At 72.4% G+C, this 17,439-nt stretch carries 13 protein-coding genes; 7 read left to right on the top strand and 6 right to left on the bottom strand.

Translation table 11 applies throughout. From position 1 onward, the window contains the following. Positions 1 to 3: 3 nt before the first annotated feature. Together C1708_RS22480 and C1708_RS22475 are read right to left on the bottom strand one after the other, a co-directional pair. Positions 4 to 768 (bottom strand): MlaE family ABC transporter permease, encoded by a 765-nt coding sequence (locus tag C1708_RS22480; protein WP_106414362.1) that lies wholly within the window; start codon positions 766 to 768, stop codon positions 4 to 6. Then, positions 765 to 1,769 (bottom strand): ABC transporter ATP-binding protein, encoded by a 1,005-nt coding sequence (locus C1708_RS22475; protein ID WP_106414361.1) that lies wholly within the window; start codon positions 1,767 to 1,769, stop codon positions 765 to 767. Before C1708_RS22475 ends, C1708_RS22480 begins: the two co-directional genes overlap by 4 nt. Positions 1,770 to 2,489: 720 nt before the next feature. Between C1708_RS22475 and C1708_RS22470 the strand changes: the two genes are divergently transcribed. The 5 genes from C1708_RS22470 to C1708_RS22450 all read left to right on the top strand — a co-directional run bounded on the left by C1708_RS22470 (position 2,490) and on the right by C1708_RS22450 (position 10,447). Continuing rightward, entirely contained in the window at positions 2,490 to 3,110 is a 621-nt protein-coding gene (locus C1708_RS22470) for a hypothetical protein (protein ID WP_106414360.1), read from the top strand. Between the two features lie 133 nt (positions 3,111 to 3,243). Next, positions 3,244 to 4,812, top strand: coding sequence for a DUF6801 domain-containing protein (locus tag C1708_RS22465; RefSeq protein WP_106414359.1), 1,569 nt, complete (start codon positions 3,244 to 3,246; stop codon positions 4,810 to 4,812). A 47-nt stretch (positions 4,813 to 4,859) separates the two neighbouring features. Beyond that, positions 4,860 to 5,801 (top strand): hypothetical protein, encoded by a 942-nt coding sequence (locus C1708_RS22460; RefSeq protein WP_106414358.1) that lies wholly within the window; start codon positions 4,860 to 4,862, stop codon positions 5,799 to 5,801. A gap of 227 nt (positions 5,802 to 6,028) precedes the next feature. Next, entirely contained in the window at positions 6,029 to 7,270 is a 1,242-nt protein-coding gene (locus C1708_RS22455) for a PucR family transcriptional regulator (protein ID WP_106414357.1), read from the top strand. A 342-nt stretch (positions 7,271 to 7,612) separates the two neighbouring features. Next, a complete protein-coding gene (locus tag C1708_RS22450) occupies positions 7,613 to 10,447 on the top strand; it encodes a beta-galactosidase (RefSeq protein ID WP_106414356.1) in 2,835 nt (944 codons plus the stop codon). A gap of 25 nt (positions 10,448 to 10,472) precedes the next feature. Here the strand turns inward: C1708_RS22450 and arfA are convergent, their stop codons facing one another. Genes arfA through C1708_RS22430 form a run of 4 tightly spaced genes read right to left on the bottom strand, consistent with a single transcriptional unit; the run spans position 10,473 to position 15,173 of the window. Next, positions 10,473 to 11,978, bottom strand: coding sequence for an arabinosylfuranosidase ArfA (gene arfA / locus C1708_RS22445; protein WP_106414355.1), 1,506 nt, complete (start codon positions 11,976 to 11,978; stop codon positions 10,473 to 10,475). Positions 11,979 to 12,016: 38 nt separating this feature from the next. Beyond that, positions 12,017 to 12,871, bottom strand: coding sequence for a carbohydrate ABC transporter permease (locus tag C1708_RS22440; RefSeq protein ID WP_106414354.1), 855 nt, complete (start codon positions 12,869 to 12,871; stop codon positions 12,017 to 12,019). Further along, positions 12,868 to 13,818 carry a carbohydrate ABC transporter permease gene (locus C1708_RS22435; protein WP_106414353.1) on the bottom strand — a complete coding sequence of 317 codons (951 nt, stop codon included), beginning with the start codon at positions 13,816 to 13,818 and terminating at the stop codon, positions 12,868 to 12,870. The genes C1708_RS22440 and C1708_RS22435 overlap by 4 nt, the downstream gene beginning before the upstream one ends. Beyond that, positions 13,815 to 15,173 carry an extracellular solute-binding protein gene (locus C1708_RS22430; RefSeq protein ID WP_106414352.1) on the bottom strand — a complete coding sequence of 453 codons (1,359 nt, stop codon included), beginning with the start codon at positions 15,171 to 15,173 and terminating at the stop codon, positions 13,815 to 13,817. Before C1708_RS22430 ends, C1708_RS22435 begins: the two co-directional genes overlap by 4 nt. Positions 15,174 to 15,469: 296 nt before the next feature. On the opposite strand from C1708_RS22430, the gene C1708_RS22425 reads away from it, so the two are divergent. Next, positions 15,470 to 16,063 carry a toxin-antitoxin system, toxin component family protein gene (locus C1708_RS22425; protein ID WP_198602564.1) on the top strand — a complete coding sequence of 198 codons (594 nt, stop codon included), beginning with the start codon at positions 15,470 to 15,472 and terminating at the stop codon, positions 16,061 to 16,063. Further along, positions 16,060 to 17,328 carry an MAB_1171c family putative transporter gene (locus C1708_RS22420; RefSeq protein WP_106414351.1) on the top strand — a complete coding sequence of 423 codons (1,269 nt, stop codon included), beginning with the start codon at positions 16,060 to 16,062 and terminating at the stop codon, positions 17,326 to 17,328. Before C1708_RS22425 ends, C1708_RS22420 begins: the two co-directional genes overlap by 4 nt. Positions 17,329 to 17,439: the final 111 nt, after the last annotated feature.

Genomic DNA, 17,439 nt, shown 5'->3' with positions numbered 1-17,439 from the left:
ACCTCAGCCTCCCTTCGGCGGGACGATCTGGAGGTAGACGGCCGTCATCACCATGTTGACGAAGAAGAGCAGGAGGAAGGTGATGACGACGGACTGGTTGACGGCGTCGCCGACGCCCTTGGGGCCGCCGCGCGGGTTGAGGCCCCGGTAGGCGGCGACGATGCCGGCGATGAACCCGAAGACCAGGGCCTTGAGTTCGCTGACGTACAGGTCGGGCAGCTGGGCGAGGGCGGAGAAGCTGGAGAGGTAGGCGCCGGGGGTGCCGCCCTGCATGACGACGTTGAAGAAGTAGCCGCCGAGGATGCCGACGACGGAGACCAGGCCGTTGAGCAGGACCGCGACGCCCATCGCGGCCAGGACCCGGGGCACGACCAGCCGTTGCACCGGGGAGACGCCCATGACCTCCATGGCGTCGAGTTCCTCGCGGATCTTGCGGGAGCCGAGGTCGGCGCAGATGGCGGAACCGCCGGCGCCGGCGATCAGCAGCGCGACGATGAGCGGGCTCGCCTGCTGGACGACGGCGAGGACGCTGGCGCCTCCGGTGAACGACTGGGCGCCGAGCTGCTGGGTGAGGGAGCCGACCTGGAGGGCGATGACGGCGCCGAAGGGGATGGAGACGAGGGCGGCGGGCAGGATCGTCACGCTCGCGACGAACCAGAACTGTTCGACGAACTCGCGGAACTGGAAGGGTCTTCGGAAGGCGGCGCGGCTGACTTCGGCGGCGAGCGTGAAGAGCCTGCCGGTCTCGCGCAGCGCGCCGCTGATCATGCGCCGCTCCCGGCGACGGGCATCGTCACGGTGGCCGCCCGCGCGTCCCGCGCGTAGGTCTCGCGGATGGCGGAGCGCGCGGCGGGCGGCAAGGTGTCGAGCATGCGCATGACCCGGTCACGCCGCCGGGCGACGGCGCGGCGCGGCGGGAGGCCGGGCGACGGCTCCAGTTGCGGGACGATCACCCGGGGCGCGGCGGGGACGGCGGTGTCCGCCTCGGCGGCGAGGGTGGCCGCGTCCTTCTCCTCGGACATCCCGATGGGCCCCTCGCGCCGGCCGCCGAGGAACTGGGAGACGACCGGCTCCTCGCTGGTCAGCAGCACCTCGCGCGGGCCGAAGGTGACGAGCTCGCGCCGGAAGAGCATCCCCATGTTGTCGGGCACGGTGGCGGCGATGTCGAGGTTGTGGGTGACGATCAGCATCGTCGCGTCGATCTGCGCGTTCAGGTCGATCAGCAGCTGCGAGAGGTAGGCGGTGCGGACCGGGTCGAGCCCCGAGTCCGGTTCGTCGCACAGGATGATCTGCGGGTCCAGCACGAGCGCGCGGGCCAGCCCGGCCCGCTTGCGCATGCCTCCGCTGATCTCACCCGGGAGCTTGCCCTCCGCGCCCAGCAGTCCGACGACCTCGATCCGCTCCATGACGATGCGGCGGATCTCGGACTCCTTCTTGCGGGTGTGCTCACGCAGCGGGAAGGCGATGTTGTCGAAAAGGGACAGGGACCCGAAAAGGGCTCCGTCCTGGAACATGAGACCGAACAGTTTGCGGGCTTCGTAGATATCCCTCTCCGGACTGTTCACCATGTCCACCCCGTCGACGAGGACACGGCCCTTTTCGGGTTTGAGCAGCCCGATGAGCGACTTCAGAAAAACCGTCTTTCCGGTGCCGGAAGGACCCAGCATCACACTGACTTCTCCGGCCGGAAGAGTGAGTGACACGTCCCGCCAGATGTTCTGCCTGCCGAAGGACTTGGTCAGTCCCTCGACCACGACTTCGATTCCCATATCACCTCCAGCGGACGTCCGTCGAATATGCGCCGCGGGCGCACGTTAAGTCGATGCGGAGCCCATCGACAACGGGCGGGACACCGGATGCGCGCCGGCCCCCCGGAACTTGTCACCGCACCGACAACACCGCACCCCCGCATCTGTCTCCGGGGAGACAGACAAGGTCTCACCGCTCCGGGGGGCGTGGAGGCACGCGAGACCCTGCCGACAGACACCCGAACCGGGGGAGGATGGGTCGGAAAACGTCCGTCGCGGCTCCGGCCGACAGGGGCCGCCGACCTGGAACCGAGCACCACACCGGCACGTTACGGCTGAGTAACCTCGGCAGGCAACACCGTGATCCGAGTTTTCCGGGATACCGGCTCCGACCATCCGAAATTTGTCAGCAAGAGCACAAGAAGCTCACGGGAACTTGTCAGCCGGTGAGCACGGAGCACGAAACGGAAGCTCTTCGGGGAATGGCGGACCGCTACCGGCGCACACCTGTCGTCCTTGACGGCACCTGAGTAAGGTGAACTGCGGACCACTCACTCCGGAAACAGCTTGTTCCCCTTTTAAAAGAATCATGGACCGCCGCATTGTTCAGCTAAGTTTACCGCCAGTAACGTCATGGCTCACGGACAGGCCACGTCCGGCCGCGGGCCGTACACACGTTCCGTCACCCACGTCGGCCACGGCCCGTCTCCGCCGGTCAACCCTCAAGGAGATTTCCGAGCCATGAAGAAGACCTTCAGAAGGACCGCTGTCGTGGCGGGTGCGGCCACGGCCGCCTTCGGCCTCACCCTCTCCCCCGCCTCGGCGGTGCCGTCCACGACGTGGACCGTCACCCCGGGCGGCGGCTACACGGCGACGAACGTCGGCAACATCGTGCTGACCGCCACCATCCCGATGACGTGCACCACCTCGAGCGCCTCGGGCACCATGGGGAGCGCCACCGGCAACCCGGCCCAGGTCGCCACCATCAGCGCCATCAACTTCGGCACCGCCTCCACCCCGTGCACCAGCGTCCTGGGCACCGTCACCACCGTGGCGGTCACCCCCTGGACCGTCGTCGCGCAGGACTACGCCGCCGGCGTCACCAAGGGCTACGTCGGCAACGTCACGGCCAACGTGACCGCCGGCGTCTGCAAGTTCACGGTGAAGGGCAAGGCCTCGGCCACCTACACCAACTCCACCGGCATCCTGGCCGTCAACAGCGTCGCCGGCGAACTGACCGTCACCAACCCGGTCAACTGCGGCACGGTCATCACGACCGCCACCAAGCCCCTCTTCAAGGGCAACTACGCCATCAAGGCGGCGAACGGCGCCATCCCGACGATCGTCGGCACCAACCCGTAAGACGCCCCCGTCCGCGAACGCCCGGCCGGCGACCCGGCCGGGCGTTCGCGGGCCACCCGTGCCGGAACCGGCCGGTGCCGGCCCCCCGCACCCCGATTCCGGGCAACCTCCGGACAACCCGAGCGGAGTAGCTTTGAGAGGCAACCGCACCGCCGCGTCACGGCCCTCCCGTGTCCGCGTCAGGGGCGCGGCGATCGCGGCGTTCGTCGTACTGGCCGCCATGGTCCCGGCCGCGGCTTCCGCCGCGGGCCCCCAGAAGGTCGAAGCCGAACTGCCCTACGTCTGTGCCCTCCCCTCGGGAGAACGGGCGTCGACGGTGCGGATCTCGGCGGAGTTCCCCGACCGGGCGGAGCGGGGCGAGGCGATCTCGCCCGCCGGCGTCACCACCACCGTGGAACTGCCGGCCGAGGCGGTCGCGGACCTCACCGCGCTCGAGGCGGCCACCGTGCGGGCCGCGACCCGTCTCACCGTGGGCGTCGCCCAGGGGGAGGCCGCGGCCGAGGCGATCTGGCACGGCACCGCGCAGCCGGCCGCTCTGCCCGCGTCCGGGCCTCTGACGCTGACCGCGACGGGGGACGTCCCGACGGTGACCGGACAGGGCCACGGCGAACTGAGGTTCTCCGCCGGGAACCTCACCGTCGACCTGACGCCCGGCGCGGCGGACGGGACCGCCGTCGGCCCCCGGTCGCTGACCGTCTCGTGCTCCCCCGCCGGCAGGACGCCGGAGGGCGGGCTGCTGGCCACCGTGCCGGTCGGTGCGGACGCCGCGGAGCCGAGCGGCTCGCCGTCCCCGCCCGACGCCTCCCCCGGGACACCGGAACCGTCCTCCGGAACACCGCGGGACCGGCAGGGGGACCGGGCGCCGGAGGTGGCGGAGAACCCGGCCGGCTCCGCGGCGGGCCGGGACGCGCCGCCCTGCGCCTACACCGAGGAGAACCCGTTCGGGCCTCTGTCGATGAACGCGTACATCACCGGCTACAGCAACGTGAAGAAGCAGAAGGGCGCTTCGCTCCTGCCGGTGTCCTGCGTGCTGCTCGAGACGAAGGAGATGCTCGCCGAACCGGACGAGAACGGCAATTTCGTCGTGACGATCAAAGCCGAGGGCGAGCTGCACCATGAGGGGCGCAAGCAGTCGCCCCCCTTCCGGAGCACCTTCCTCAGCTTCGGTTTCGTCCCGACGACGGCCACCATGGTGCTGGAACAGACCGGCCCGATGACCATCGAATTCGCCAGCACCTACGTGGGGCTGGACATCGTGGCGGAGACCTTCGTCCGGGTCCCGCTGCGACTCCGGGTGACGGACCTCGAGGTCAACGGCGTCCCCCTGGACGTCGGTTCCGGCTGCCGGACGGAGAAACCGCTGCGCTCCACCGATCCGGACCCCGCGAACCACCCCGGCGACCACCTGGTCATGTACGGAAAGGGCGAGCAGAAGTACGCCGAGGACGCCACCGGCTACATGCTCCTCACGGGCGGCCCGCTGACCGGTGAGGCGACCATACCCGCCTTCACCGGGTGCGGCGGCGGACGCGAGGACCTCGACCGCCTCCTCACCGCCTCCGTCTCCGGACCCGGCAACCACATCAAGCAGATACAGGGGCAGACGTGCACGCCGAGCGCTCCGGTGTTCGAAACCCCCGAGTCCAGGGGCCAGTGCACGGAAGACCTCCAGCCCTACCAGATCCCGGTCGCCGAGCGCTGAGCCTTCCGCCCCTCCACCCACCCTCACGAGTCCCGAAAGGTACCCTGATGCCCCCGTTCTCCACCCGCACCCGCCTCGCCACCGTCTCCGCGCTGACCGCGCTCGGCGCGTTCGCCTCCCTGGGCACCGCGACCGCGGCCGAGCCCGCGCTGAACGGCGAGTGGGCCCCCTTCACCCGCTGCCCGGTGGACGCGCCGGCGATGCTGGCCGCCGACGGCCTCGCACAGACACCGCAGTGCGTGGTCTCCAGCTCCACCAGCGGCTCCATCAAGCTGGGCAACACGACCGTGGTCACGGGGAGGACGAACCTGCAGATCGGCATCGTGCAGAACGCGGACGGCACCAGCAGTGTGGTGGCCCCGCCCGGCGGCGCGCTGATCGCCGAACCCGCCACCGTGCCCGGCGGACTGCTCGGCCTGATGTGCCCGAGCGACATACCCGTCATCACGGGCCTGTGCGAGTCGCTGGAGAACTCCAGCCTCAACAAGATCACCGCGACCATGGAGTCGGTCGGCGCGCCCTACGACTTCAACCAGACCGCGGGCATCCTGACGGACATGCCCATCGTCGCCCTGCCGGTCCGCATCCACCTGGAGAACCCGCTGCTCGGCAGCAAGTGCTACATCGGCACGGCCGCCAACCCGATCGTGCTGCGCCCCGAGAACCGCGACTTCCCGGCGTTCGACATGACCTTCTTCCAGGGTGACGGGACCTCCGACCCGGCCGGTGAGATGAGCCGGATCAACCTCACCGGCTCCACCCAGAACGACAGCACCTTCGCGGTCCCCGGCGCCACCGGCTGCGGCCTGAACGTCGGTCTGATCAACCTGGCGGTGAACGCCAAGACCGGACTGCCCTCCGCCTCCGGGAACAACAGCCTCACCCTCAACAACACGCAGACCTACCTCACCGGCCTCAACGCGCCCGGCACCGTGGCCCCCCGCGCCGGCGCGGTGCTGGCGGAGAACTGGCACTCCGCCGTCGAGTGACGGCCCGCCCACCGGCCCGTCCGGGTTCCCCGGGGACGCCCGTCCTCCCCGGGGAACCACACCACTCCCGGTGAAGCGGTTTCTGCACAAGATGTGTACAACACAACGAAGTTGACTTACCGTCGGCTGCTCAGACCGGTGCACGCGGCGGCCCGGCCGGGCTCCGTCCGGCGGGGCGTACCCGGTCGGCCGCCCCGCCGGACAGGTCGGAGAGCAAGGGATCACTCATGCCCTCAATCGAACGTCCTTCGGTGCTCGGCGAGCCGCTCGATCCCCTCCCCCGGCAGTTCGCCGCCATCATGCGGCCGTTGCTGCCGGGGCTGCTGAACGAGATACGCACCGAGGTCACCCGCGCCTACCCGGTGTACGGCAGGCTGCTCAACGGCCCCGACGGGCACGCCATCCGCCAGGGCGTCGAGCAGGCGCTCACCGCCTTCGTGGACCGGGTGGCCGATCCCGGCACGACTTCGGAGCTGCGGGACGAACTCCTGCGCAGGTTCGGCCGGGTCGAGGCCTACGAGGGGCGTGACCTGGAGGTGCTCCAGGGCGCCTACCGGCTCGGCGCGCGCATCGCACTGCGCCGGGCCAAGACACTGGGGCGGCAGCACAGCCTCTCCCCCACCACGGTCCTCGCCTTCGCCGACGCCCTGTTCGCGTACGTCGAGGAGCTGGAGGCCGTCACCCGGGAGGGGTACACGGAGGTACGGGAGAGAGCCGCGTCCGAGGTGTCCGCGTTACGAAGACAGCTCTTGCACCTCCTTCTGGCCGCCTCCCCGCTCCCCCGGACGACCGCGTCCGAACTGTGCGCGTCCGCCGCCTGGGAACTGCCCCGGACGTGTTTCCTCGTCGCCCTGCGCCCGCCGGTCCCCGAGCACATCCAGGCCGGGCTCGACAGCGACGTCCTCGCCGACTTCGACATCCCGCAGCCGCATCTGCTCGTGCCGGGTGAGCTCACTCCCGAACGCCTCGAGATGCTCCGTACGGCCCTGTCCGGCACCCGTGCCGCGGTGGGCCTGGCCGTGCCGGTCGCCCAGGCCGCGGACTCCGTCCGCTGGGCCCGCCGCCTGCTGCAGCTCGTCGACGACGGCGTCGTGCCGGACGCCCCGCTGGTCCGCTGCGAGGACCATCTGACGACGCTGTGGCTGCTGTCCGACCCCGCCCTGGTCGACCGTCTCGCCGCCCGCGAGCTGGCGCCGCTCGACGGACTGACCGCCAAGCGGCGCGACCGGCTCGTCGAGACCCTCCGGGTGCACGTCTCCACCCGCGCACCCGCCGAGCAGGTCGGCGAGACGCTGGGGGTGCACGCCCAGACCGTCCGCTACCGGCTGCGGACGCTGGACGCCCACCTGGGCGACCGGCTCGCCGACCCCGACCACCGGTTCGCGCTCGAGGTGGCCCTGCGCGCGCGCCACCTGCTCGGCCGCGACGGCGCGCGGGACGGCACGGACCTGCCCCGTCCCGGTCAGTAGGCGCGCGTCGACAGGACGGGCGGCCGGAGTCTTCCCCGACCGCCCGCCGGCTCCCGTACGGGTCCCCGCCGTCAGGCCGCTTCGCCGGGCACCGCTTCCGCGCCGGGTGGTGCACCGCGCTGATGTCCCCGTCCGTGGAGTCCATGGCCATGGAGCCGACCTCGGACGGGTCGTTCCCGGCGGTGACTCCCGGCCAGGGCCGGCTCCGGCCCTTCGCTCCCGGTCCGCACACCGCCGGTGAACGCGGCGGGCGTGCGGGGCTCCCGCGTGAACGGGGGGCGTTCCGGTTCGGGGACAATGGCCCACCAGCACCCCTTGTGGCACAGACCAGGAGGCGCTCCCTTGGAGCTCAGCAGGCGCACCTTCACCGCCCTGGCCGGCACGGCCGCGCTCGGTCTCGCGCTGGCCGGCAGCGGCGGGGCGGCGACCGGCCCGCGGGGGCCGCGCGTCGTGCCGACCGGGCCGCCGCCCCCGCCGCCGGAGGCCGACGGCCGGCGCCATCGCGTGACCCACGACCGGCACTCCCTGCTGGTCGACGGCGCGCGCCTGGTGCTGTGGTCCGCCGAGGTCCACCCCTTCCGGCTGCCGAGCCCGTCGCTGTGGCGGGACGTGCTGCAGAAGCTGCGCGCCCACGGCTTCAACGCGGTCGACGTGCCCGTGCCGTGGAACGTCCACTCCCCCGCTCCCGGCGTGCACGACTTCACCGGGGTGCGGGACCTGAACCGCTTCCTCTCCGTGGCGGCCGAGGAGCGGCTGTACGTGGTGCTGCGGCCCGGCCCCTACCTCGGCGCGGACCTGGACGCCGGCGGTCTCCCCGGCTGGCTGACGGCCGCCGCGGGCTCCGCCCGCACCGACGACCCCGAGTACCTGCGGCACGCCGAGGCGTGGCTGACCGCCGTCGACGCCATCGCCGTACGGCACCTGTACACCGCGGGCGGCGGGACGGTGCTGCTGTACCGGCTGGAGGACGGGCGTCCGGTGCCGGCCGGGGACCCCGCGGCGCGCGCCCACCGGGCCCGGCTGTACGCGACGGTGCGCGCCGACCGCATCGACGTGCCGGTCCTGGACGGGGACGGCTGGACCGGCGGCGACGGGCCCCGCACGGCCGGTCTCACCGCCGTGGCGGGCGGGGCGGCCGACGCCTGGGGCGGGGCGCTGTCCGGCGGCGAGGGGTACGCGCGGGTGCGCGAGACCCACGACGCGGTGCACGAGCGGCGGCGCCATCTCAGCGCGCTCGCCGACCGGGTCACCGTGCACCACACCGGCATGGGGTTCGGCGGGACGTCGTGGGGCTGGCTGCCCGGACCCGGCGTCTACACCTCCTACGACTACGGGGCGGTGCTCGACGAGGCACGCCAGCCGGCGCCGAACATGGCCGCCGTCCAGCAGCTCGGCCATCTGGTGCGGACCGTGCCCGACCTCGCCCGGCTGGAACCGGCCGGCGACGGCCAGGAGCGCGTCGCGGACGGACGGCTGACGGTGCGCCGCCTGGCCAACCCGGACACCGGCGCGCGGTTCCTCGTGGTGCGCAACGACTCCGAGGAGGAGGTGCGCGCCCTGCTGCCCGGCACCGGCATCGAGGTGCCGGTCACCGTGGCCGCGGGCGACGCCAAGCTGCTCGCGACGGGCCTCCGCCTGGGCCACCGCACGCTCGCCTACACCACCGTCCAGCCGATGCTCTCCGTCTCCACCGGGCGGCAGGACGTGGCCGTGTTCGTCGGCCGTCGCGGGGAGACCGCCCAGCTCGCGCTGGACTGCGAGAAGCAGCCGGGCGTCGACCGCGCGGACACCGAACCCGCCTGGGCCTACGACCGGGGCCGGCTGAACGTCGTCGTCCCGCTCGGCGTGGGCGGCCTGAGCCGGGTGCTGGTCAAGGACGGCGACTCCGAGACCCCCCTCGTGCTGCTGTTCGCCGACGACGAGACCGCGCTGCGCCTGTGGACCTACGAGACCCCGGCCGGACCGCTGGTGGTCTACGGCCCCGCCGTGCTGCGCTCGGCCGCGCTGCGCGACTCCACCCTCCACCTGACCGGTGACGTCACGATCGAGACCGGCGTGGAGGTGTGGGGGCCGCGCGGCATCGCCGAGGTCACCTGGAACGGCGAGCCGGTGCCCACCTACATGGGCCGGGCCCGCAGCCGGGTGATGGAGGGGCTGATGCCGGCCGTGCGGGCGGTGGCGCTGCCCGCCCTCGACGGCTGGCGGTGCCGCGCGGAGAACCCGGAGTCCGACCCGGACTTCGACGACTCGGCCTGGACGGTCGCCGACCGCACCGCCTCGCACAGCTCCACGCCCGTGCCCGAGGGCGGGCCCGTGCTGTTCGCGGACGACTACGGCTTCCACCACGGCGACGTCTGGTACCGGGGGCGGGTCGAGGACCTGCGCGGCATCCGGTCGGTGGCGCTCTCCTACAGCACCGGCACCCAAGGGCTGCTGATGGCCTGGCTGGACGGCCGGCCGCTCGGCACCCACCGGATGCCGGCGCCCGACGAGGGGACCGTCTCGCGCGGCACCTGGACGGCCACGGCGCGGTTCACCGTCCCCGGGGCGCTGCGCACCCCCGGCGAGCACGTGCTGTCCGTGCTGGTGCGGCCCATGCAGCACGCCGGGACGGAGCCCGGCGAGGACGCCCACAAGGCCGCCCGGGGGCTGGTCGCCGCCGCGTTCGCGGGCGGTGACCGCGGCGTCGAGTGGCGCGTCCGGGGCGCCGCCGACCCGGAGCGGGTGACCGGCCCGCTCAACAACGGCGGCCTGTACGGGGAACGGCGCGGCTGGCACCTGCCGGACCACGACGACCGCGGCTGGCGGGTGGTGGAACTCCCGCGCGCGGAGCGGCGGCAGGGCGTCACCTGGTACCGCACCCGCTTCCGGCTCGGTCTCGAACCCGAGCTGGACGCGTCGGTCGGGCTCACCCTGGAGGACGACCCGGAGCGCGCCTACCGGGCGCAGATCTTCCTCAACGGCTGGAACCTGGGCCAGTACGTCAACGACGTGGGTCCGCAGCACACCTTCGTGCTGCCCAACGGCATCCTGCGCACCCGCGGCTCCAACACCCTGGCGCTGGCCGTGCTGTCCGACGGGACCACCCCGGCCGGACCGGGCACGGTCCGGCTGACGCTGCTGGGCGCGGCGCGCGGCGGCGTCCCGGTCGAGCCGGTGGACCCACCGGGGAGGTGAGCCCACCGGGCGCGCGGTCCCCGCGTCACGCCAGCCGGATCATGTTCCAGGACAGCGGCTCCAGCACGGCCGAGAGCCGGCCGCCGTCCAGCGCGGTGCCCTCGGCCGCGTGCGGCACCACCCGCTCGGGCTCGGCGAGGGTGTTGCGGGCGTCGGGGTCGGCGTCCGCGAGCACGCTGTGCTCGACGACGGACGTCAGCCCGAGCCCGTTCAGCGCGACGTCGAGCGGCAGCGGCCCGGTGCGGGAGCGGTTGACGGCGAACACGGTGACCGTGCCGTCCTCGCCCCGCACCGCGGTCGCGTGCAGCAGGTCCGCCTCGCCGTACCGCTTCGTCTCGTACGTCGGCGAGTCCACGCGCACGTCGAGGACCTCCCCGCGGCCGTACGCGGAGGCCTGGGCGAACGGGAAGAACGTCGTCTGCCGCCAGGCCGGGCCGCCCGGCTCGGTCATGATCGGGGCGATGACGTTGACCAGCTGGGCGAGGCAGGCGACGGTGACCCGGTCCGCGTGCCGGAGCAGCGCGATCAGCAGCGAGCCGAGGACGACGGCGTCCATGACGCTGTAGTTGTCCTCCAGCAGCCGCGGCGCCTCGGGCCAGTCGAGCGCGCTCACCTGCTCGTCGGTGCGGGACATGTACCAGACGTTCCACTCGTCGAACGAGAGGTTGATCTTCTTCCGGGACTTCAGGCGGGCCCCGACGTGGTCGCAGGTGGCCACCACGTCCTCGATGAAGGTCTCCATGTCGACGGCGGAGGCGAGGAAGGAGTCCACGTCGCCGTCGAGCGGCTCGTAGTAGGCGTGCAGGGAGATGTGGTCGACCAGGTCGTACGTCTCCTGGAGGACGGTGGCCTCCCACTCGGCGAAGGTGGCCATGGAGCGGCCGGAGGAGCCGCAGGCGACGAGCTGCACGCCGGGGTCGATCTGGCGCATGGCGCGGGCGGTCTCGGCGGCGATCCTGCCGTACTCGGCGGCCGTCTTGTGGCCGGTCTGCCAGGGGCCGTCCAGTTCGTTGCCCAGGCACCACAGCCGGATGCCGAAGGGGTCCTTGTCGCCGTGGGCCGCGCGCAGGTCGGACAGGGCGGTGCCACCGGGGTGGTTGGCGTACTCCTGGAGCTGGAGGGCCTCGGCGACGCCCCGGGTGCCGAGGTTGAGCGCCATCATCGGCTCGGCCTGCGGCCCGATCTTCCGCAGGAAGGCGATGTACTCGGACAGGCCGAAGCGGTTGGTCTCGGTGGAGCGCCAGGCCAGGTCCAGGCGGCGCGGGCGGTCCTCGACGGGGCCGACGGAGTCCTCCCAGCGGTAGCCGGAGACGAAGTTGCCGCCGGGGTAGCGCACGGCGGTGACCCCGAGCTCGCGGACCAGGTCCAGGACGTCGCCGCGGATGCCGTCGGCGTCGGCGGTGGGGTGGCCCGGTTCGAACACGCCGGTGTAGACGCACCGGCCGAGGTGCTCGACGAACGAGCCGAACAGGCGGGGGTCGACCGTGCCGACGGTGAAGGCGGGGTCCAGGGTGAAGCGGGCGGTGCGCATCGTGTCCTCTCGACGGGTCGGGTCCTGCGGCGGGCGCGTCACTGGCCGGCGAGGCCGGTGTGGGCGACGCCCGCCACGATCTGGCGCTGGAAGAAGACGAAGACCACGATCAGCGGCAGGCCCGCCATGAGTCCGCCGGCCATGAGCTGGGCCCACTGGATGCCGTAGGAGTTCATGACGGTCGCGATGCCGTTCGGCATGGTCATCAGGTCGGGGTTGTTGGTGACCATGTACGGCCACAGGAAGTTGTTCCAGGAGCTGATGAAGGTGAAGATGCCGACCGCGGCGAGGGACGGGCGGGACAGCGGCACGATGATCGTGAAGAACACCCGCCAGCGGCCCGCGCCGTCGATGAACGCGGCCTCCTCCAGCTCGCGCGGCACGCCCTGGAAGAACTTGTAGAGGATGTAGACCATCGCGGCGGGCGCGCACTGCGGCAGGATCATGCCCCAGTAGGTGTCGACCATGCCGAGCTGCTGCACGGTGGTGAACAGAGGCACGCCGAGCACGGCCGGGGAGACCATCAGGCCGGCCATCACCACGCCCATCAGCGCCGCCCGGCCGCGGAACTCGGTGCGGGCGAAGCCGTATCCGGCGAGGGCGCCGACCAGCAGCACGACGGCCGTGACGCACACCGACACCACGAGGGAGTTCACGAACCAGTTGGTGATGTCGCCGGTCTCGAGGACGGCCGTCCACGCCTGGCCGGTCCAGTCCTCGGGCAGCCAGTGCGGGGGCACCTCCACGGCCTCGTTCTCGGACTTCAGGGAGGTGAGCAGCGCCCAGGCGAGCGGCGCGAGGAACACCGCGGAGACGGCCGTGCCGAGCAGGGTGAGGACGATCTGGCCGGGGGTCCAGGGGCGGCGGGGGCGCGGTACGGCGGCGGTGGTCATCGGCCGTCCTCCTCACGGGTGCGCAGCAGCCACATCCGCACGAGGGCGACCGCCGCGATGAGCACGAAGAAGATGAGGGAGATCGCGGAGGCGTAGCCCACGCGGTAGCTGGTGAAGCCCTGTTCGAGGGTGTACTGCACGAAGGTGCGGGTGGAGCCCTCGGGGCCGGGCCCGAAGTCCTGCAGCACCACGGCCTGGTCGAAGACCTGGAGCGAGGCGAGGATCTGCAGCGTCACGACCAGTCCCGTGATGGTGCGCAGCATCGGCAGGGTGATGCGGACCGCGCGGTGCCAGGCGTTGGCGCCGTCCAGGGCGGCGGCCTCGTAGAGGTGCGCGGGGATGTTCTGCAGGGCGGCGAGGTAGAGCAGGAAGCTGAAGCCGACGGTCCACCACAGGGTGGTGACGACCACGGCGAGCATCGCGTACGACTTGTCGGTCAGCCAGGGCGTCTCCAGGCCGAGGACGTGGTTGACCATGCCGGTGCCGGGGTTGAACAGCCACTGCCACAGGTTGGCGGCGACGGTGGACGGCAGCAGGAACGGCGTGAAGAAGCACAGCCGCCACAGCCACTTCCCGCGCTCGATGTGGTGCGCGAGCATCGCGAGGAGGAACGCCAGGACGGTGATGCAGGGCACCACCAGCAGCGTGAAGTACGCGCTGTGGCCGAGGGCCTCCCACATCAGCGGGTCGTCCAGGGCCTCCCGGTAGTTGTCGAGGCCGACGAAGGAGGCGTGGTCCCCGGAGACGTTGGCGTCGGTGAAGCTGAGGTACAGGCCGCGCAGCAGCGGCCAGACGACGAAGAGGGCGAACAGGGCGAGGAACGGGGCGACGAACCAGCCGCCGTGCTGGAGGCCCTGCCCGCGGCGGACGGAGGTGGCGGGGGCGGCGGGAGCGGCGTCCCCGACCCGGGCCGGGCGGAGGACGGTCCGTGCTCCGGTGGCGGTCATGCGGCGTCACCCGCCTCGGCGGCGGTGCGGCCGTCCATCGGGTTCCTGGAGGCGAGCAGGGCGGCGAGTTCGCTCCTCATCCGGCGGGCGGCGGCGTCGGGCCGGGCGGAGCCGGTGGTGGCGGAGACCACGATCGGGCCGACCCGCTGGGCGAGGATGCCGGTGGAGCCGGCGAACCACACCTTGGGCTCGGTGGCCTGGTGGTCCATCGCGGACACGTACTCGTTCTGCGGTTCGAGCGCGCGGTAGGCGGGGGTGGACAGGGTGGGGGTGTGGGCGGGGATGTGGCCGCCCGCGGCCCACTGCCGGGCGTGCCGGACGATGTACGCGGCGAGCCGGTGGGCGGCCTCGTCGGCGGCCCCGCCCCGGCCCGCCTGGTGCGGCAGCACGAAGGCGTGGGACTCGGCGTGGGTGGCGGGGCGGCCGAAGACGGGCGGCAGGGGGACGGCGCCGTACTCGGCCTTCGCGGAGTCGAAGACCGGCACGGACCAGTTGCCCTCCCACACGAACGGGGCGCCGTTGACGAACTGTTCGGCGCCCGCGCCGCCGCCGTAGCCGGGATCGGCGTACCCGTCGGTGAGGTGGCGGCGCAGGAACTGCAGGACCCGGGTGGCGCGTTCGGTGTCGAAGGTGACGCGCGCGTTGGCGTCGTCGAACCAGGTGCCGCCGAGCTGGGTGTAGAAGGCGACGAAGAACCACCACTGGAAGTTCTGGTCGTTGTGCCACAGGCCGATGGTCTGGAGCCCTTTCCTCGTCGCCCCCTTGGCCTCCCTCAGCACGTCGAACCACTCCTCGGCGGACGTCACCGGCGCCATGCGGCCGTCGGGGCCGAGCAGGCCGGCGCGGTCCAGGACGTCCTTGCGGTAGAAGCAGAGCTGGACGTGGATGTCGAGCGGGAGGGCGTAGAGCCTGCCGTCGACGACGGCGCGCCGCCACAGGCCGGCGTCGAAGTCGGCCTCGCGCACACCGAATCGGGCCAGCAGCTCCGTGTCCCAGGGGTCCAGGAGGCGGCCGGGCGAGAAGCCGGGGACCCGGCCGAGGTGCATGACGCCGAGTTCGGGGGCGCGGTCGCCCGCGGCGGCCATGGCGAGCTTGGTGTAGAAGGGGTTGCCCCACTGGAGCGTGGAGTCCTTCACCTCGATGCCGGGGTGGCGCGCCCGGAAGGCGTCCAGCATCGCGATCATGTTGTATCCGTCGCCGCCGCTGAAGAGGTTCCAGTAGCGCACCCGGGTGTCCGCGCCGGAGGCGAGCGCGTCGGCCCCCGTGCCGAGCGCCGCGAAGCCGAAGCTCCCGGCGACCGTCAGCCCGCCGAGCCCGGCGAGGAGTTGCCTGCGGTTCAGGCCAGGTCGTCCCATTCCCTGCCCCATCTGCTCATCGAGTGTCCGAGGTGTCGCTGTGGTCGAGGTGCCGCTGTGGTCGAGATGCCGCAGTGTGCGGAATGCCACTGCGTTCGAGATTTCGAATGACGCCCGTAACTTCGAACGGGACCGTAGGTGCCGGGCGGGACCGCGTCAATGCCCCGGACAGAACTCGTCGCCGCGCACGGCCGTCCCGGCCGTGCGGCGGACACCGGATCACGTGACGCGGACACGTCCGGCCGCGTAGGCTCGAACAGCCTGGGGTGCGGCGGTCGCACGGGCGAGAGGACCTGATGGATGGCGCGGGCGCACGGACGCGGGCCGTACGGCTCGCCTCGGCGCTGCGGCGGTCCCGCACCCGCGCCGCCCTGCGCCGCCTGGCCGGCGATCTCGCCACCGCGCTCCGCGCACGGCCCGGTCCCCTCACGGACGTCCGGGCGGTGTGCCGGGTGCTGTGCGAGGAGATGAGCTCGCGGCGCGGAGGACGGCCCGTGGTCCTGCGCTTCGAACGCTTCCCCGACGAGATCGAAGTGACCGGCCTGTGGGTGGAGTTCCAGGACTTCGACCTGGTCATCGTGGAGGAGCGAGCGGAGGCCATGCAGCAACTGGTCATCCTCGGACACGAGTTGTGGCACATGCACGCCGGGCACCGGCACCACGCCCCGGTGACGGCCCAGCGGGTCCTGACGGACGGCACACCGGACTGGGACGCCGCGCTCGCCATGGCCGCCCGCGACGGCTCCCGCGCGGCCGACGAGGCCGAGGCCGACGAGTTCGGGCACCGGATGGCCGCCGCCGTGCGCTCCCTCCTGGACGGCCGGGAGACCGACGCCGGTCCGCTGCAGCGGGCCCTGGGCTACCGCGGACGGCGAGGGACCCACCGGTGAACGCCCCGCTCGCCGCCACGCCCTCGGACGTCCTCGGCGACCTCTACATCTCCTTCTGGATCCCCACGGGCGTCCTCACCGCGGCCCTGATCATCAAACTGCCGACCATCGTCCGTCTGTGGCGGGACCCGCTGCTGCGCGCGGTGGGCGGGCTGCTCCTGCTCGCCTGCGCCGTCTTCGTCTTCGTGGCGCCCACCACCATCGCCCGGGTCAACCGCGTCACGGGGGTGCCGAACATCTCGGCGCCGTGGTGCTACTCCCTCCTCACCGCGTTCTGCGCCTCCTGCCTGCTGCTGATCATCGCCTGGCGCAACGGGCTGTCGGACCGCTCCGCCGCCACCCGGCGGGCGATGCGCTGGGTGATCTCCCTCTACTCCGGGGTGATCGTCGCCCTGTGGGTGCTGTTCTTCCTCGCGGACGCGTCCGTGGAGCGGCTGCGGGACCTGGACACGTACTACGCCACCACGCCGTTCATGCGCGAGCAGATCGTGCTCTACCTGCTCGCGCACACCGTCGCCGTCCTCATCACCTGCCGGCTGCTGTGGAACTGGGTGCAGACCGAGGGACTGGACGCCTGGCTGCGGTGGGGCCTGAAGTTCCTGGGCGTCGGCTACGCGCTGAACCTGGTCTTCGACGCCGCCAAGCTCACCGCCGTCGCCGCCCGCTGGACCGGGAACGACCTGGACTGGCTCAGCACCGACCTGGCGCCCCCCGTCGCCTGCCTGTCGGCCATCCTGATCGCGGTGGGCTTCATCCTCCCGCACGCCGGCCAGTACCTGCACGAGCGCTGGCACGTCCGGCTCGCCCTCCACCGGCTGCGGCCGCTGTACCTGCTGATGCGCTCGGCCAACGGCAGGGGTGTGCCGTTCCTGCTGCGCGCCACCCCGGAGCTGCGCCTGATCCGCCGGGAGACCTTCATCCGCGACGAACTGCTCCTGCTGGCCCGGCACATCGACGAGGAACGGCGTGACCGGACGCGCGAGGCCGCGCTCGGTCTCGGGTTCCCGCCGGAGCGTGCCGGGGCGCTGGCGAACGCCGTGTCGATCCTGGAGGCCGTCGAGGCCAGGCGCCGTGCGCCGGACGAGGAGGGCACCCAGGACCCCGACACCACCGACCTGCTGCGGGAGATCGGCGCCGTCTCCCGGGAGCTGCGCCGCCCCCACACCGTGGAGGCGGTCCGCGCACGGGCCGCCGCCCTCGCGGCGGACCCCCCGGCGACCGTCTCCCGCGGCGCGTCCCCCGGGCGCGGGGAACCGGCCCGGTGACCACCGCGACCGCCCCGCCGGACGGCGGGCGCGGGCCGGGGGAAGCCCCCTCACCGAGAACCCACGACAGGTCAGGAGAACGAAGAGCGTGCCCGCCGTCCCAGAGAGAAG

Origin of the sequence: Streptomyces sp. DH-12 (assembly GCF_002899455.1) — a bacterium.
GTDB lineage: Bacteria > Actinomycetota > Actinomycetes > Streptomycetales > Streptomycetaceae > Streptomyces.
This window is presented reverse-complemented; position numbering and strand designations above follow the sequence as displayed.

Excerpts from the sequence above, each read along its gene's own strand:
- arfA (WP_106414355.1), bottom strand. The coding sequence starts at position 11,978 with ATGCGCACCGCCCGCTTCACCCTGGACCCCGCCTTCACCGTCGGCACG.
- C1708_RS22480 (WP_106414362.1), bottom strand. The coding sequence starts at position 768 with ATGATCAGCGGCGCGCTGCGCGAGACCGGCAGGCTCTTCACGCTCGCC.
- C1708_RS22475 (WP_106414361.1), bottom strand. The coding sequence starts at position 1,769 with ATGGGAATCGAAGTCGTGGTCGAGGGACTGACCAAGTCCTTCGGCAGG.
- C1708_RS22460 (WP_106414358.1), top strand. The coding sequence starts at position 4,860 with ATGCCCCCGTTCTCCACCCGCACCCGCCTCGCCACCGTCTCCGCGCTG.
- C1708_RS22440 (WP_106414354.1), bottom strand. The coding sequence starts at position 12,871 with ATGACCACCGCCGCCGTACCGCGCCCCCGCCGCCCCTGGACCCCCGGC.
- C1708_RS22435 (WP_106414353.1), bottom strand. The coding sequence starts at position 13,818 with ATGACCGCCACCGGAGCACGGACCGTCCTCCGCCCGGCCCGGGTCGGG.
- C1708_RS22425 (WP_198602564.1), top strand. The coding sequence starts at position 15,470 with ATGGATGGCGCGGGCGCACGGACGCGGGCCGTACGGCTCGCCTCGGCG.
- C1708_RS22430 (WP_106414352.1), bottom strand. The coding sequence starts at position 15,173 with ATGGGACGACCTGGCCTGAACCGCAGGCAACTCCTCGCCGGGCTCGGC.
- C1708_RS22470 (WP_106414360.1), top strand. The coding sequence starts at position 2,490 with ATGAAGAAGACCTTCAGAAGGACCGCTGTCGTGGCGGGTGCGGCCACG.
- C1708_RS22455 (WP_106414357.1), top strand. The coding sequence starts at position 6,029 with ATGCCCTCAATCGAACGTCCTTCGGTGCTCGGCGAGCCGCTCGATCCC.